Raw genomic sequence first — 14,356 nt, forward strand, 5'->3', positions numbered from 1 at the left:
CTTTTGCACATAAGTCGCACTGAAGCATCGGCAAGTATGACGAGCGGCACCCAAACCCGCTGGTCGTGGCATAATCCGTGACCTTTAACTTTCGTACGTCCAAAGGGGGGCAATTCCTTGACCGCTTCAAGCAAAACCTTGCACCTTTTCGGCATCAAAGCCTGCGACACCATGAAAAAGGCGCGCACCTGGCTCGATGAGCACGCGGTGAGCTATGAGTTCCACGACTACAAAACGGCCGGTATCGACCGCGAACACTTGACCCAATGGTGCAATGAGCACGGTTGGCAGGTGGTTTTGAACCGTGCGGGCACCACCTTTCGCAAACTCGAAGACGAACGCAAAGCCGATCTCGATCAGTCGAAAGCCATTGAATTGATGCTCGCACAACCCTCGATGATCAAGCGCCCGGTGCTCGATCTCGGAGACAGAACCCTGATTGGCTTCAAGCCAGATAGTTATTCGGCGGCCCTCAAGTAGGCCAGCCTTCCATTTTTGTAGAGGTAACAGCATGTCCTATTCCCTGTTCAGCCTGGGCTTCGGCGTCGGCACTCAGAACCGCCAAGGTGCTTGGCTGGAAGTGTTTTACGCACAGCCGCTGCTCAACCCGTCGGCCGAGATCGTTGATGCCATCGCGCCGATCCTTGGTTACACCGAAGGCAACCAGGCCATTACCTTCACCGTGAGCCAGGCGCTGCAACTGGCTGACGCGCTCAAAGGGGTCGACACGGCCCAGGCCGCGTTGCTCAGCCGCCTGGCTGAAAGCCACACACCGCTGGTCGCCACGCTGTTGGCCGAAGACGCCGCGCTCACCTCCACGCCTGAGGCCTACCTCAAGCTGCACCTGCTGTCCCACCGCCTGGTCAAGCCCCACGGCCTGAGCCTGGCCGGTGTGTTCCCGCAGTTGCCGAACGTGGCATGGACCAGCCAGGGCGCAATCGACATCAACGAGCTGGCCGAGCGCCAGCTGGAAGCACGCCTGCGTGGCGAGCTGCTGGAAGTGATCTCGGTGGACAAGTTCCCGAAAATGACTGACTACGTAGTGCCAACCGGTGTGCGTATCGCTGATGCCGCGCGCATCCGCCTGGGCGCCTACGTGGGCGAAGGCACCACGGTGATGCACGAAGGTTTCGTCAACTTCAACGGCGGCACCGAAGGCCCTGGCATGATCGAAGGCCGTGTATCGGCAGGTGTATTCGTCGGCAAGGGTTCGGACCTGGGCGGCGGTTGCTCTACCATGGGCACCCTGTCGGGTGGCGGCAACATCGTGATCAAGGTTGGCGAAGGCTGCCTGATCGGCGCCAACGCCGGTATCGGTATCCCGTTGGGCGACCGCAATACCGTGGAATCGGGCCTGTACGTGACTGCCGGCACCAAGGTTGCCCTGCTCGACGAGCACAACCAACTGGTCAAAGTGGTCAAGGCGCGCGAACTGGCCGGCCAGTCGGACCTGCTGTTCCGCCGCAATTCCCAGACCGGTGCCGTGGAGTGCAAAACCCACAAATCGGCGATCGAACTGAACGAAGCGCTGCACGCTCACAACTAAGCAGCCACTCGATGCCACTAGCGGGCCCCAAACCTGGGGCTCGCTTATACGAGTCTTAATACCATGCTTGTGCCCTCTCCCTGGCGCGCCGATTTCCCGGCCATCGCCACCCTGCAACGGCAAGACCAGACCTACCTGGACAACGCCGCCACCACGCAAAAACCCCAAGCCCTGTTGGATGCCATCAGCCATTACTACGCCAATGGCGCAGCCAATGTGCACCGTGCCCAGCATTTGCCGGGTGCCCATGCGACTCAGGCGTTTGAAGACAGTCGCAGCAAGGTCGCGCAGTGGTTGAACGCAGGTGATAACGGGCAGATCGTGTTTACCCACGGCGCGACGTCAGCGCTGAACCTCTTGGCCTATGGCCTTGAGCACTTATTCAATGCGGGCGATGAGATTGTCATCAGCGCCCTGGAACACCACGCCAACCTGCTGCCCTGGCAGCAACTGGCCAAGCGTCGCGCGCTGACGCTGGTGGTATTGCCCCTTGGCGATGATGGCGTGATTGACCTGCAGGCCGCCGCCGAACTGATCGGCCCGCGCACGCGGCTGCTGGCAGTGAGCCAGCTGTCCAACGTACTCGGCGCCTGGCAACCGTTGCAAGCCTTGCTGCCAATGGCCAAGGCCCACGGCGCTTTGACCGTGGTCGATGGCGCCCAAGGCATTGTCCACGGTCGCCACGACGTACAGGCGCTGGGTTGCGACTTCTACGTGTTTTCCAGCCATAAGCTCTACGGCCCGGACGGCGTCGGCGTGCTGTATGGCCGCAACGAAGCGCTGCATCACCTGCGCCACTGGCAGTTCGGCGGCGAGATGGTGCAGCAGGCCGATTATCAGAGTGCGAGCTTTCGCCCTGCCCCGCTGGGTTTCGAAGCGGGCACGCCGCCGATTGCGAGTGTGATCGGCCTGGGCGCCACGCTGGATTACCTGAACTCCCTGGACCCGCTGGCTGTGGTCACCCATGAAGCGGCCCTGCATGACTACCTGCTGCGCGGCCTGAAAGCGCGCAATGGCGTGCGCGTACTCGGCTCGCCACAGGTGGCACTCGCCAGTTTCGTCGTGGATGGCGTGCATAACGCCGACCTGGCTCACCTGCTCACCGAGCAAGGTATTGCCGTGCGGGCCGGCCACCATTGCGCAATGCCGTTGCTCAAAGCCATGCACTTGTCCGGGGCGATCCGTGTGTCCCTGGCGCTGTACAACGATTCCGATGACCTGGAACGCTTCTTTGAAGCGCTCGACCAGGCGCTGGATATGTTGCGATGAGCTTGCCTGTGGATGCTATCAGCGCGCTTGAGTCGTTTCAGGCAGTCGGCAGTTGGGAGCAGCGCGCCCGCATGCTGATGCAATGGGGCGAGCGGCTGCCGTCGTTGGCGGATGACGAAAAGGTCGAGGCTAACCTCGTGCAGGGCTGTGAAAGCCTGGTGTGGTTGGTCGGCCGTTTGCAGGATGGTCATTGGCAATTTGCCGCCAGCAGCGATGCGCGCATGATTCGGGGGTTGGTGGCGTTGCTGCTGGCACGGGTCAATGGGTTGTCGGCAAGTGAGTTGCAGGCCGTTGACCTGCCGGACTGGTTTGCTCAACTGGGGCTTTCCCGGCAGCTGTCGCCGTCGCGCAGTAACGGCTTGAATGCGGTACTGCAGCGCATGCGCGAATTAAGCCGTACACAACACTAAATGTGGGAGCGGGCTTGTGTGGGAGCTGGCTTGCCTGCGATGCAGACACCTCGGTCTATCAGTCAGACCGCAGTGATGCTATCGCAGGCAAGCCAGCTCCCACATTTAGATTTGTGCAGGACAGCTAGATCTGGGTAGGTTTAACCCGCTCCGACGGCCTGCGCACCCCGGCCACAATCTTGTCCACCGCCTTGGTCGCCGCCACCATGCCAAACGTGGCCGTGACCATCATCACCGCGCCAAACCCACCGGCACAGTCCAGCTTCACGCCGTCACCGACAAAACTCTTCTGCAAACAAATGCTGCCGTCCGGCTTGGGATAACGCAGCTGCTCGGTAGAGAACACACACGGCACGCTGTAATGGCGGGTCACGGTGCGCGAAAAACCATAGTCGCGGCGTAACGTGGAGCGCACTTTCGAGGCCAGCGGGTCATTGAAGGTGCGGTTCAGGTCGCAGACCTGGATCAGCGTCGGGTCGATCTGCCCGCCGGCGCCGCCGGTGGTGATGATCTGGATCTTGCGGCGCTTGCACCAGGCGATCAGCGCGGCCTTGGCATTGACGGCGTCGATGCAGTCGATCACGCAATCGATATTCGGTGTGATGTACTCGGCCATAGTGTCACGGGTCACGAAGTCCGCCACCGCGTGCACCCTGCAGTCTGGGTTGATGCCGCGCAGGCGTTCGGCCATCACTTCGACCTTGGGCTTGCCCACGGTGCTGTCCAGGGCGTGCAACTGGCGGTTGCTGTTACTGACGCAGACATCGTCCAGGTCAAACAGCGAAATCTCGCCTACTCCGCAACGGGCGATGGCTTCCGCCGCCCACGAGCCCACACCGCCGACGCCGACGATCGCCACATGGGCCGCTTTCAAGCGTTCCAGGCCTTCAATGCCATACAAGCGGGCGACGCCTGCAAACCGTGGATCTTCTGTGCTCATGACCATTACCCCAAAAACCGGCGCGCATTATGGACTACGCAGCGACAAGTTCGAAGCTTGCAGCTACAAGTAAAGAACTTAGAGGGTCTTTCGCTGACTAACGTCCGGCTTTTCTCTGTCTGCTGTACGCTCAGTTAAAGGCCGGTGTAGGATGCGCGCCGTTCGGCGTAGGCCGACACCTCTTTTCGTTCCACACCCTTTGGAACCCGAAATAGCCATGTCATCGCGTAAATTTGGACTCAACCTGGTGGTGGTGCTGGCAATTGCCGCGCTCTTCACCGGCTTCTGGGCGCTGATCAACCGCCCGGTCACCACCCCCAACTGGCCTGAACAGATCTCCGGGTTCTCCTACTCGCCGTTCCAACAAGGCCAGTTCCCGCAGAAAGACCAGTACCCCACTGACGACCAGATGCGCCAGGACCTGGCGATCATGAGCAAGCTGACGGACAACATCCGGACTTACTCGGTCGATGGCACCTTGGGCGATATCCCCAAACTGGCCGAAGAGTTCGGCCTGCGCGTGACCCTGGGGATCTGGATCAGCCCGGACCTGGAACGCAACGAGCGTGAAATCCAGCGCGCCATCGAGATCGCCAACACCTCGCGCAGCGTTGTGCGTGTGGTAGTCGGTAACGAGGCGTTGTTCCGTGAGGAAATCACCCCAGAGGCGCTGATCGTGCTGCTGGACCGGGTGCGCGCCGCCGTGAAAGTACCGGTGACCACCTCCGAGCAATGGCACATCTGGGAAAAGAACCCGCAACTGGCCAAGCACGTCGACCTGATCGCCGCGCACATCCTGCCGTTCTGGGAGTTCATCCCGATGGACAAGGCCGGCCAATACGTACTCGACCGTGCCCGGGACCTGAAAAAGCTGTTCCCGAAAAAACCGCTGCTGCTCTCGGAAGTGGGCTGGCCGAGCAACGGCCGTATGCGCGGTGGCAATGAAACCTCGCCGGCAGACCAGGCGATTTACCTGCGTACGCTGGTCAACAAGCTCAACCGCCAGGGTTACAACTACTTCGTGATCGAGGCCTTCGACCAGCCGTGGAAAGTCAGTGACGAAGGTTCGGCCGGCGCCTATTGGGGCGTGTACAACGCCGCACGCCAGCAGAAATTCAACTTTGAGGGCCCGGTCGTCGCCATCCCGCAATGGCGCGTGCTGGCCATCGGCTCGGTGGTGCTGGCGCTGCTGTCGCTGACCCTGCTGATGATCGACGGCTCGGCCCTGCGCCAGCGTGGCCGCACCTTCCTGACGTTTATCGCGTTCCTGTGCGGTTCGGTATTGGTCTGGATCGGCTACGACTACAGCCAGCAATACAGCACCTGGTTCAGTGTGACGGTCGGCATCTTGCTGGCACTTGGCGCCTTGGGCGTGTTTATCGTATTGCTCACCGAAGCCCACGAACTGGCGGAAGCGGTGTGGACCCACAAGCGCCGGCGTGAATTCCTGCCGGTGGAAGGTGATTCGCACTACCGCCCGAAAGTCTCGATTCATGTGCCGTGCTACAACGAGCCGCCGGAGATGGTCAAACAGACCCTCGACGCCCTGGCCGCCCTCGATTACCCGGACTTCGAAGTCCTGATCATCGACAACAACACCAAAGACCCGGCCGTCTGGGAGCCGGTGCGTGAATACTGCGAAACCCTCGGCCCGCGCTTCAAGTTCTTCCACGTCTCGCCCCTGGCCGGTTTCAAGGGTGGCGCGCTGAACTACCTGATCCCACACACCGCCAAGGATGCCGAAGTGATCGCGGTGATCGACTCGGACTACTGCGTGTCGCCTAACTGGCTCAAGCACATGGTGCCGCACTTCGCCGACCCGAAAATCGCCGTGGTGCAGTCGCCACAGGATTACCGCGACCAGAACGAAAGCACCTTCAAGAAGCTCTGCTATGCCGAATACAAAGGCTTCTTCCATATCGGCATGGTCACCCGTAACGACCGTGACGCGATCATCCAGCACGGCACCATGACCATGACCCGTCGCTCGGTGCTCGAAGAACTCGGTTGGGCCGACTGGTGCATCTGTGAAGATGCCGAACTCGGCCTGCGCGTATTCGAGAAAGGCCTGTCGGCGGCGTATTACCACGACAGTTACGGCAAGGGCTTGATGCCGGATACCTTTATCGACTTCAAGAAACAGCGTTTCCGCTGGGCCTACGGCGCGATCCAGATCATCAAGCGCCACACCGCCAGCCTGTTGCGCGGCAAGGGCACCGAGCTGACCCGTGGCCAGCGTTACCACTTCCTCGCAGGCTGGTTGCCGTGGGTGGCGGATGGCATGAACATCTTCTTCACCGTCGGCGCTCTGTTGTGGTCGGCGGCGATGATCATCGTGCCGACCCGTGTTGACCCGCCGCTGTTGATTTTCGCGATCCCGCCATTGGCGTTGTTTGTGTTCAAGGTCGGCAAAATCGTCTTCCTCTACCGCCGAGCGGTGGGTGTGAACCTCAAAGACGCGTTCTGCGCGGCGCTGGCCGGGTTGGCGTTGTCGCACACCATCGCCAAGGCGGTGCTGTATGGCTTCTTCACCACCAGTATCCCGTTCTTTCGCACACCGAAAAATGCCGATAACCACGGTTTCTGGGTGGCGATTTCCGAAGCCCGCGAAGAGATGTTCATCATGTTGCTGTTGTGGGGCGCCGCACTGGGGATTTACCTGGTGCAGGGCCTGCCAAGCAATGACATACGCTTCTGGGTGGTGATGCTGCTGGTGCAATCGCTGCCGTATGTGGCGGCGCTGATCATGGCGTTCCTGTCGTCGCTGCCAAAACCTGCACCTAAGGTTGAGCCGGCAACGGCTGAGTAAAAACTTGCGCAATGCACTAAACGGCGGCCTCTGGCCGCCGTTTTGCTATAAGATAACGGCCGTTTTGCGAGACTTGGCCTAGCCCTGTTTTCTGTGGGAGCTGGCTTGCCTGCGATGCAGACGCCACGGTCTGGCAGGTACACCGCGGCGATGCTATCGCAGGCAAGCCAGCTCCCATATTAGATTTGCGCCGATTCAGGTTCTGTATTCCACATTCGTCCTGCGCCCCTTACACGCTTCCCGGAGTTTTCCCATGACGGCCCACGCCGACCTTTCGCCGACCCTTCAACTTGCCATCGACTTGATCCGTCGCCCCTCGGTGACGCCGATCGATGCCGACTGCCAGAAGCTGATGATGCAGCGCCTGGGCGACGCCGGTTTTGCACTTGAGCCGATGCGTATCGAAGACGTGGACAACTTCTGGGCCACCCATGGCAAACACGAAGGCCCGGTACTGTGCTTTGCCGGCCACACCGACGTGGTACCAACCGGCCCGGTGCAGGCCTGGCAGAACGACCCGTTCGATGCGTTGATCGACGAACACGGCATGCTCTGCGGGCGTGGCGCGGCGGACATGAAAGGCAGCCTGGCGGCGATGCTGGTGGCCTCGGAGCGTTTTGTGACCGACTACCCGGACCACAAGGGTTCGGTGGCTTTTCTGATCACCAGCGATGAAGAAGGCCCGGCGCACCACGGCACCAAAGCGGTGATCGAACGCCTGGCGGCCCGCAAAGAGCGTCTGGACTGGTGCATCGTCGGCGAACCGTCGAGCACCACGCTGGTAGGCGATGTGGTCAAGAACGGCCGTCGCGGCTCCCTGGGTGCCACCCTGACCGTGCGCGGCGTGCAAGGCCACGTGGCGTACCCGCACCTGGCAAAGAACCCGATCCACCTGGCGGCCCCGGCGTTGGCGGAACTCGCCGCAGAGCATTGGGACGACGGCAACACCTTTTTCCCGCCGACCAGCTTCCAGATCTCCAACCTCAATTCCGGCACCGGCGCCACCAACGTGATCCCCGGCGACCTGACGGCGGTGTTCAACTTCCGCTTCTCCACCGAGTCCACCGTCGAAGGCCTGCAACAGCGGGTTGCGGCGATTCTGGATAAACACGGCCTGGACTGGCACGTTGAATGGGCCTTGTCTGGCCTGCCATTCCTCACCGAGCCGGGCGCGTTGCTCGACGCGGTATCGGCCAGCATCAAGGCGATTACCGGCCGCGAGACCAAGGCGTCCACCAGCGGTGGCACATCCGATGGGCGTTTCATCGCCACATTGGGCACCCAAGTGGTCGAGCTGGGCCCGGTCAACGCGACGATCCATCAGGTCAACGAACGCATCCTGGCCAGTGACCTCGATGTGCTGACCGAAATCTACTACCAAACCCTGATCAAGTTGCTCGCCTGATGCTCGCTTGCCCCCTTTGCAGCGCACCGCTCAACGCGGTGGATAATGGCGTGGCGTGCCCGGCCGGGCACCGTTTCGACCGTGCGCGCCAGGGTTACCTGAACCTGTTGCCGGTGCAGCACAAAAACAGCCGTGACCCAGGCGACAACCTCGCCATGGTCGAGGCACGCCGCGACTTTCTCAACGCCGGGCACTATGCGCCGGTGGCCAAGCGCCTGGCCGAACTGGCCGCCGAGCGCGCGCCGCAGCGCTGGGTGGACATCGGGTGTGGCGAGGGTTACTACACCGCACAAATCGCCCAAGCCCTGCCCCACGCTGACGGCTATGCGCTGGATATCTCCAAGGAAGCGGTGAAACGCGCATGCAAACGCAACCCGGCGCTGACCTGGTTGATCGCCAGCATGGCCCGCGTGCCGTTGGCGTCGGGCAGTTGCCAGTTTCTCGCCAGCGTGTTCAGCCCTTTGGACTGGGAAGAGGCTAAGCGCCTGCTCAGCCCCGGCGGCGGCTTGATGAAGGTCGGCCCGACCGCCGGCCACTTGATGGAACTGCGCGAACGCCTGTACGACGAAGTGCGTGAATACACCGACGACAAGCATTTGGCTCTGGTGCCCGAAGGCATGAGCCTGGAGCACAGTGAAACGCTGGAGTTCACCCTGAGCCTGATCGAACCCCAGGACCGCGCCAACCTGCTGGCGATGACGCCCCATGGCTGGCGCGCGAGTGCCGAGCGCCGTACTGAAGTAATCGAGGCCGCCGAGCCGCTACGGGTCACAGTGTCGATGCGCTACGATTATTTCGTGCTTCAATAACCGACTTTTAAGTATCCGCGAATGGATTTTCGAATCCCGCAACGAGGAACATCCATGCGCCAACCTGATATCGAGATTTACCTGAAAGACGCCGACGTCGACTACAAGGCCATCGCCGCCTGGCTGGGTGCCGCCCTGGGCCCATGCACCGACTGGGTACAGAAAGGCCAGACCTACAAGTGCAAAGCCGGCACTGTGCCGGTCACCTGGCTGCCAAAAGCCGTGGGCAAATGGAACAGTCTGCACCTGGACAGCGACCAGACGCCGTGGGACGACGACATCGCCTGCGCCCGCGCCGCCTTTGCCGCGCTGAACGTCGAAGTGCGCTGCGCGCCGGGTACGTGGGTTGAAGAAGAAGGTGAAGAAAGCGCTGATACCTGGATTCGCGTCAGTGCGGACGGCGAAGAGCAGATCACCTGGAAAACTGCATAACCCATAGATTGTGAACCCAATCAAAATGTGGGAGCGGGCTTGCTCGCGAAAGCGGTGGATCAGTCAACAGATGTATTAACTGACACACCGTATTCGCGAGCAAGCCCGCTCCCACATGGGTTCAGCGGTGTTGCAAAAATCAATTGTTACAGGCCCACCACATCCTCAGCCTGCAAACCCTTCTCGCCAGTCACCACGGCGTATTCCACCTGCTGACCCTCGGCCAATGAGCGGTGGCCCTCACCGCGAATGGCGCGGTAGTGCACAAACACATCCTTGCCGTCTTCACGCTGGATAAAGCCATAGCCCTTTGCATCGTTGAACCACTTCACATTGCCGGTTTCACGCGTTGCCATCTGTTCTTACTCCCACATGCATTTTTATTGTTGAGTCGCTCGCATTGAACTGCCGAGTATAAGACAGGCTCAAAAACGATCAACTCAAGTTTACATCGCTGCTTTTTTGCCGATTTTCGGCGAATACGGCACACTACCCGCCCGAGCACCTGCTCGGTTTTTTCCACTTGAAGCAGCACGCCTATGACCCGCTCCCCGTTCCGCCGTCTGGTGTTTGGCACCTTGCGCCGACTGTTGTACCTCTGGGTTCGCTCCGAGACGATCAACCAGTCGTCCCTAACCCTTAACCTGGACCGCAGCCGGCCGGTGTTTTACGTCCTGCAATCGCCCTCTCTCACCGAATTGGCGGTGGTCGATAAGGAATGCACCAAGGCCGGCCTGCCGCGCCCGGTGCTGCCGGTGTCAGTGGGCTCGCTGATCGAACCCGCCGCGTTCTTCTACCTCACGCCCGAACCCGACTGGCTCGGTCGCCAGGACAAGCGCGGCGCGCCGCCAACCTTGACGCGCCTGGTCAACAGCCTGAGCGAGCACGCCGAAGAGAATGCACAAATCATTCCGGTCAGCGTGTTCTGGGGGCAGTCGCCCGAAAGCGAGTCCAGCCCATGGAAACTGCTGTTTGCCGACAGCTGGGCGGTCACCGGGCGTCTGCGCCGCTTGTTGAGCATTTTGATCCTGGGTCGCAAGACCCGCGTGCAATTCTCCGCGCCTATCAACCTGCGTGAATTGATCGAGCACAATAAAGGTCACGAACGCACCGTGCGCATGGCCCAACGCATCCTGCGTGTGCACTTTCGTAATCTGAAGACTGCGGTGATCGGCCCCGACCTGTCTCACCGCCGCAACCTGGTCAAAGGCCTGGTCAACATGCCGCTGGTGCGCCAGGCCATCGCCGATGAAGCCGAACGCGAGAAAATCACCCCGGAAAAAGCCAAGGCCCAGGCCCTGCGCTACGGCAACGAGATCGCCTCGGACTACACCTACACCGCGATCCGCTTTCTGGAAGTGGTGTTGAGCTGGTTCTGGAACAAGATCTACGACGGCATCAAGGTCAACAATATCGAAGGTGTGCAAAAGGTCGCCCAGGGTTACGAGGTGATCTACGTGCCTTGCCACCGCAGCCATATCGACTACCTGTTGCTGTCCTACCTGCTGTTCAAAAACGGCCTGACTCCGCCGCACATTGCCGCCGGCATCAACCTGAACATGCCCGTGATCGGCAGCCTGCTGCGCCGTGGCGGTGCGTTTTTCATGCGCCGCACCTTCAAGGGCAACCCGCTGTACACCTCGGTGTTCAACGAATACCTGCACACCCTGTTCACCAAGGGCTTCCCGGTGGAGTACTTCGTCGAAGGCGGCCGCTCGCGCACCGGGCGCATGTTGCAACCGAAAACCGGGATGCTGGCGATCACCCTGCGCAGCTTTTTGCGCTCCTCACGCATGCCGATCGTGTTTGTGCCGGTGTACATCGGCTATGAGCGCGTGCTCGAAGGCCGTACTTACCTGGGCGAGCTGCGCGGGGCGAGCAAGAAGAAAGAATCGATCTTCGATATTTTCAAAGTGGTCGGCGCGCTCAAGCAGCGCTTTGGCCAGGTCGCGGTCAACTTCGGTGAGCCGATCAAGCTGGCCGAGTTCCTCGATGCCGAGCAGCCGGATTGGCGTGCCCAAGAGCTGGGCCCGAATTACAAACCGGCGTGGCTCAACGAAACCACCAACCGCCTCGGCGAGCAGGTGGCGCGCCACCTCAACGAAGCCGCAGCGGTCAACCCGGTGAACCTGGTGGCCCTGGCGCTGCTTTCGACCACGCGCCTGGCCCTGGATGAACAGGCCATGGCCCGCCAGCTGGACCTGTACCTGGCGCTGCTGCGCCGCGTGCCCTACTCGCCGCACACCACTTTGCCGGAAGGCGATGGCCTGGCACTGATCAAGCACGTCAAGGACATGAACCTGCTGTCGGAGCAGAGTGACGCCCTGGGCAAGATTGTGTATCTGGATGAGCAGAACGCCGTCCTGATGACCTACTACCGCAACAACGTGCTGCACATCTTCGCCCTGCCGGCGCTGCTGGCGAGTTTTTTCCAGAGCAGCTCACGCATGAGCCGCGAACAGATCCTGCGCTACACCCGCGCGCTCTACCCGTACTTGCAGTCGGAGCTGTTTATTCGCTGGTCGCTGGAAGAATTGGACGCGGTCGTCGACCAATGGCTGGAAGCCTTCGTCGAGCAAGGCCTGTTGCGTTTTGAAAACGTTGTCTACCTGCGCCCGGCCCCGAGCTCGCGGCACTTTGTGCTGCTGACGCTGCTGTCCAAGAGCATCGCCCAGACCCTGCAACGTTTCTACATGGCGATCTCGCTGCTGCTCAACAGCGGCCAGAACAGCATCAGTGCCGAAGAACTGGAAGACCTGTGCACGATCATGGCCCAGCGTCTGTCGATCCTGCATGGCCTGAATGCGCCGGAATTCTTCGACAAGAGCCTTTTCCGACATTTTATCCAGACATTGCTGGAGCAAGATGTGCTGCGCCGCGACGAAGCCGGCAAGCTGAGTTACCACGACCTGCTCGGCGAACTGGCGGAGGGCGCGGCCAAACGCGTATTGCCTGCCGACATTCGCCTGTCGATTCGCCAGGTGGCTTTGCACCGCGTCGACGGTGCAGCCGAAGCGCCTGTGGAACCGGCAGAAAGCCGCTAGATTGACTGAGGCGCCGGGCTGTTTCCGGCGCCGTTGAAAAGGAGCTGTACCATGAAAAAGATCATCCTCCTGGGCCTTACCGCCCTGATCGGAGCCTGCCAATCCATGACTCCAGCCTCCAAGGCCAGCCTCGACGGCGAAGTGTTCTACCTGCAACGCATCGCGTTGCCGCCCGCTGCCACCTTGAGTGTCAGCCTGCAGGACGTGTCGCTGATGGACGCCCCGGCGGTGACCCTCGCCGAACAGAAAGGCCCGGTCAAAGGCCAGGTGCCGTTGCCGTTTCACTTGAGCTATGACCCGGCCCAAATCAAGCCAGGCCACACTTACTCGGTGAGTGCTCGCATCGAGCTGGACGGCAAGCTACTGTTTATTACCACCGAACGCCACGCGGTGCAGCTCGACGGCAAGGACGCACAACCTCTGCGCCTGCGCGTTGATGCTGTCGCACACTGACATTCTCTAGAACATAAGCCCGAACATAAGGAAGCGCTCATGCTCCGTAACTCTCTTCGCCTCACTGCCCTGTGCGCCGGCCTGCTACTCGGTGCCAACGCCATGGCCCTCGACCTTGGCAGCCTGTCCCAGGGCGACGCCAGCGGCGGCCTCAAGGACGCCCTGACCCAAGGCGCACAGATCGCCGTGAAACAACTGGGCGCGCCCGGTGGTTTCAGCAACAACCCCGAAGTGAAGATCGGCTTGCCAGGCAAACTGGGCAAAGTCGCCGACAAGCTGAAGATGTTCGGCATGGGTGACCAGGTCACGCAGCTGGAAACCAGCATGAACAAGGCCGCCGAAACGGCCGTGACCCAGGCGCAGCCGATCCTGGTCAATGCGGTAAAAAACATGAGTGTGACCGACGCCAAGGGCATTCTCAGCGGCGGCCAGGACTCGGCGACGCAGTACCTGAATAAAAGCAGCCGCGAACAGATCCGCGCCAAGTTCCTGCCGATCGTCAAGGCCGCTACCGACAAGGTTGGGGTTGCTCAGCAGTACAACGCCCTGGCCGGCAAGGCGGCAGCCTTTGGCGCAGTGGATGCCAAAAGTGCCAACGTTGAAAACTACGTGACCGAACAGGCGCTGGACGGCTTGTTCAAGATGATCGCGCAGCAGGAAGAAACCATTCGCAAAAACCCGGCGGCGGCGGCCACCAGCCTGGCGAAGAAGGTGTTTGGCGCGCTGTAAGCCCCGAACACGCTGGACCTACTGCGCCAAGGCCGCTTACCACGGGCCTTGGCGCAGTTGTTTCAGGCCAAGCCTGTTAACGACTCAGCGTGTAAAGCGGATAGGTAGGCCTGTAGGGTGAAGGCTGCTCGTGGACCGTGTGTTGTTGTGGATACGGCCTGCCATGGTTGGTCTGGGTTGGATAGGTATGGCCCGCGTGTGGCCGCACTGTATGAGGACGATGTTGGTGATGATGGTGGTGGTGGTGGTGATCGTTTGTTGCGTGCCCTGACCTATACCCCCTTCCAAAATCATTGCGCGGTACGTTATTGCCCAGCAAGGCCCCGAGAAACGCATCTTTGAAAGCAGCAATAGCATCTAAAAAAGCCATGTAAAACTCCATAAACTCATTCAAAAAGGCCAGACTGCCGAATTGGCAACGTCCAAACCTGTGCCTGTCCATCAGGCAATTCTGAGTGGAGTAAAAAAAACAAACGTTCCAAAGCCACACACGCCTGTTTGCATCAGCAT

At 60.7% G+C, this 14,356-nt stretch carries 13 protein-coding genes; 11 read left to right on the top strand and 2 right to left on the bottom strand.

The genetic code is table 11. The annotated features are described in order from the left end of the window. Positions 1–117 precede the first annotated feature (117 nt). The 4 genes from K0H48_RS29520 (at position 118) to K0H48_RS29535 (ending at position 3,225) form a co-directional block, all read left to right on the top strand. Positions 118–480: an ArsC family reductase gene (locus K0H48_RS29520; RefSeq protein ID WP_053137275.1), complete on the top strand. Its 363-nt coding sequence runs from the start codon at positions 118–120 to the stop codon at positions 478–480. A gap of 31 nt (positions 481–511) precedes the next feature. Then, on the top strand, positions 512–1,546 hold the full coding sequence (gene dapD / locus K0H48_RS29525) for a 2,3,4,5-tetrahydropyridine-2,6-dicarboxylate N-succinyltransferase (RefSeq protein ID WP_219337741.1): 1,035 nt from the start codon (positions 512–514) through the stop codon (positions 1,544–1,546). Positions 1,547–1,609: 63 nt separating this feature from the next. Further along, positions 1,610–2,815: an aminotransferase class V-fold PLP-dependent enzyme gene (locus K0H48_RS29530; protein WP_219337742.1), complete on the top strand. Its 1,206-nt coding sequence runs from the start codon at positions 1,610–1,612 to the stop codon at positions 2,813–2,815. Further along, positions 2,812–3,225 (top strand): SufE family protein, encoded by a 414-nt coding sequence (locus tag K0H48_RS29535; RefSeq protein ID WP_219337743.1) that lies wholly within the window; start codon positions 2,812–2,814, stop codon positions 3,223–3,225. The genes K0H48_RS29530 and K0H48_RS29535 overlap by 4 nt, the downstream gene beginning before the upstream one ends. A gap of 124 nt (positions 3,226–3,349) precedes the next feature. On the opposite strand, the gene tcdA is transcribed toward K0H48_RS29535, so the two are convergent. Then, a complete protein-coding gene (gene tcdA / locus K0H48_RS29540; protein ID WP_219337744.1) occupies positions 3,350–4,171 on the bottom strand; it encodes a tRNA cyclic N6-threonylcarbamoyladenosine(37) synthase TcdA in 822 nt (273 codons plus the stop codon). A 211-nt stretch (positions 4,172–4,382) separates the two neighbouring features. On the opposite strand from tcdA, the gene K0H48_RS29545 reads away from it, so the two are divergent. From K0H48_RS29545 to K0H48_RS29560, 4 genes are all read left to right on the top strand, one after another. Continuing rightward, positions 4,383–6,974, top strand: coding sequence for a glycosyltransferase (locus K0H48_RS29545; protein ID WP_219337745.1), 2,592 nt, complete (start codon positions 4,383–4,385; stop codon positions 6,972–6,974). 253 nt (positions 6,975–7,227) lie between these two features. Then, positions 7,228–8,379, top strand: coding sequence for a succinyl-diaminopimelate desuccinylase (dapE, locus tag K0H48_RS29550; protein WP_056857547.1), 1,152 nt, complete (start codon positions 7,228–7,230; stop codon positions 8,377–8,379). After that, positions 8,379–9,188: a putative RNA methyltransferase gene (locus tag K0H48_RS29555; RefSeq protein WP_219337746.1), complete on the top strand. Its 810-nt coding sequence runs from the start codon at positions 8,379–8,381 to the stop codon at positions 9,186–9,188. Before dapE ends, K0H48_RS29555 begins: the two co-directional genes overlap by 1 nt. A 54-nt stretch (positions 9,189–9,242) precedes the next feature. Next, positions 9,243–9,620 carry a hypothetical protein gene (locus tag K0H48_RS29560; RefSeq protein WP_138816468.1) on the top strand — a complete coding sequence of 126 codons (378 nt, stop codon included), beginning with the start codon at positions 9,243–9,245 and terminating at the stop codon, positions 9,618–9,620. Positions 9,621–9,766: 146 nt separating this feature from the next. Here K0H48_RS29560 and K0H48_RS29565 read toward each other — a convergent pair whose 3' ends face one another. Then, positions 9,767–9,976 carry a cold-shock protein gene (locus K0H48_RS29565; RefSeq protein WP_003219353.1) on the bottom strand — a complete coding sequence of 70 codons (210 nt, stop codon included), beginning with the start codon at positions 9,974–9,976 and terminating at the stop codon, positions 9,767–9,769. 183 nt (positions 9,977–10,159) lie between these two features. On the opposite strand from K0H48_RS29565, the gene plsB reads away from it, so the two are divergent. The 3 genes from plsB to K0H48_RS29580 are packed head-to-tail and all read left to right on the top strand — an operon-like array spanning position 10,160 to position 13,846. Next, positions 10,160–12,664: a glycerol-3-phosphate 1-O-acyltransferase PlsB gene (plsB, locus tag K0H48_RS29570; protein ID WP_219337747.1), complete on the top strand. Its 2,505-nt coding sequence runs from the start codon at positions 10,160–10,162 to the stop codon at positions 12,662–12,664. Positions 12,665–12,715: 51 nt separating this feature from the next. Beyond that, on the top strand, positions 12,716–13,117 hold the full coding sequence (locus K0H48_RS29575; protein WP_219337748.1) for a YbaY family lipoprotein: 402 nt from the start codon (positions 12,716–12,718) through the stop codon (positions 13,115–13,117). A 39-nt stretch (positions 13,118–13,156) separates the two neighbouring features. Continuing rightward, positions 13,157–13,846 carry a DUF4197 domain-containing protein gene (locus K0H48_RS29580; protein WP_138816471.1) on the top strand — a complete coding sequence of 230 codons (690 nt, stop codon included), beginning with the start codon at positions 13,157–13,159 and terminating at the stop codon, positions 13,844–13,846. Positions 13,847–14,356: the final 510 nt, after the last annotated feature.

Origin of the sequence: Pseudomonas sp. Xaverov 259, assembly GCF_019352915.1 — a bacterium.
Classification (GTDB): Bacteria; Pseudomonadota; Gammaproteobacteria; order Pseudomonadales; family Pseudomonadaceae; genus Aquipseudomonas.

Bases quoted from the DNA above. Each gene is read 5' to 3' on its own strand.
- dapD (WP_219337741.1), top strand. From the start codon at position 512: ATGTCCTATTCCCTGTTCAGCCTGGGCTTCGGCGTCGGCACTCAGAAC.
- K0H48_RS29530 (WP_219337742.1), top strand. From the start codon at position 1,610: ATGCTTGTGCCCTCTCCCTGGCGCGCCGATTTCCCGGCCATCGCCACC.
- K0H48_RS29535 (WP_219337743.1), top strand. From the start codon at position 2,812: ATGAGCTTGCCTGTGGATGCTATCAGCGCGCTTGAGTCGTTTCAGGCA.
- tcdA (WP_219337744.1), bottom strand. From the start codon at position 4,171: ATGGTCATGAGCACAGAAGATCCACGGTTTGCAGGCGTCGCCCGCTTG.
- K0H48_RS29545 (WP_219337745.1), top strand. From the start codon at position 4,383: ATGTCATCGCGTAAATTTGGACTCAACCTGGTGGTGGTGCTGGCAATT.
- dapE (WP_056857547.1), top strand. From the start codon at position 7,228: ATGACGGCCCACGCCGACCTTTCGCCGACCCTTCAACTTGCCATCGAC.
- K0H48_RS29555 (WP_219337746.1), top strand. From the start codon at position 8,379: ATGCTCGCTTGCCCCCTTTGCAGCGCACCGCTCAACGCGGTGGATAAT.
- K0H48_RS29560 (WP_138816468.1), top strand. From the start codon at position 9,243: ATGCGCCAACCTGATATCGAGATTTACCTGAAAGACGCCGACGTCGAC.
- K0H48_RS29565 (WP_003219353.1), bottom strand. From the start codon at position 9,976: ATGGCAACGCGTGAAACCGGCAATGTGAAGTGGTTCAACGATGCAAAG.
- plsB (WP_219337747.1), top strand. From the start codon at position 10,160: ATGACCCGCTCCCCGTTCCGCCGTCTGGTGTTTGGCACCTTGCGCCGA.
- K0H48_RS29575 (WP_219337748.1), top strand. From the start codon at position 12,716: ATGAAAAAGATCATCCTCCTGGGCCTTACCGCCCTGATCGGAGCCTGC.
- K0H48_RS29580 (WP_138816471.1), top strand. From the start codon at position 13,157: ATGCTCCGTAACTCTCTTCGCCTCACTGCCCTGTGCGCCGGCCTGCTA.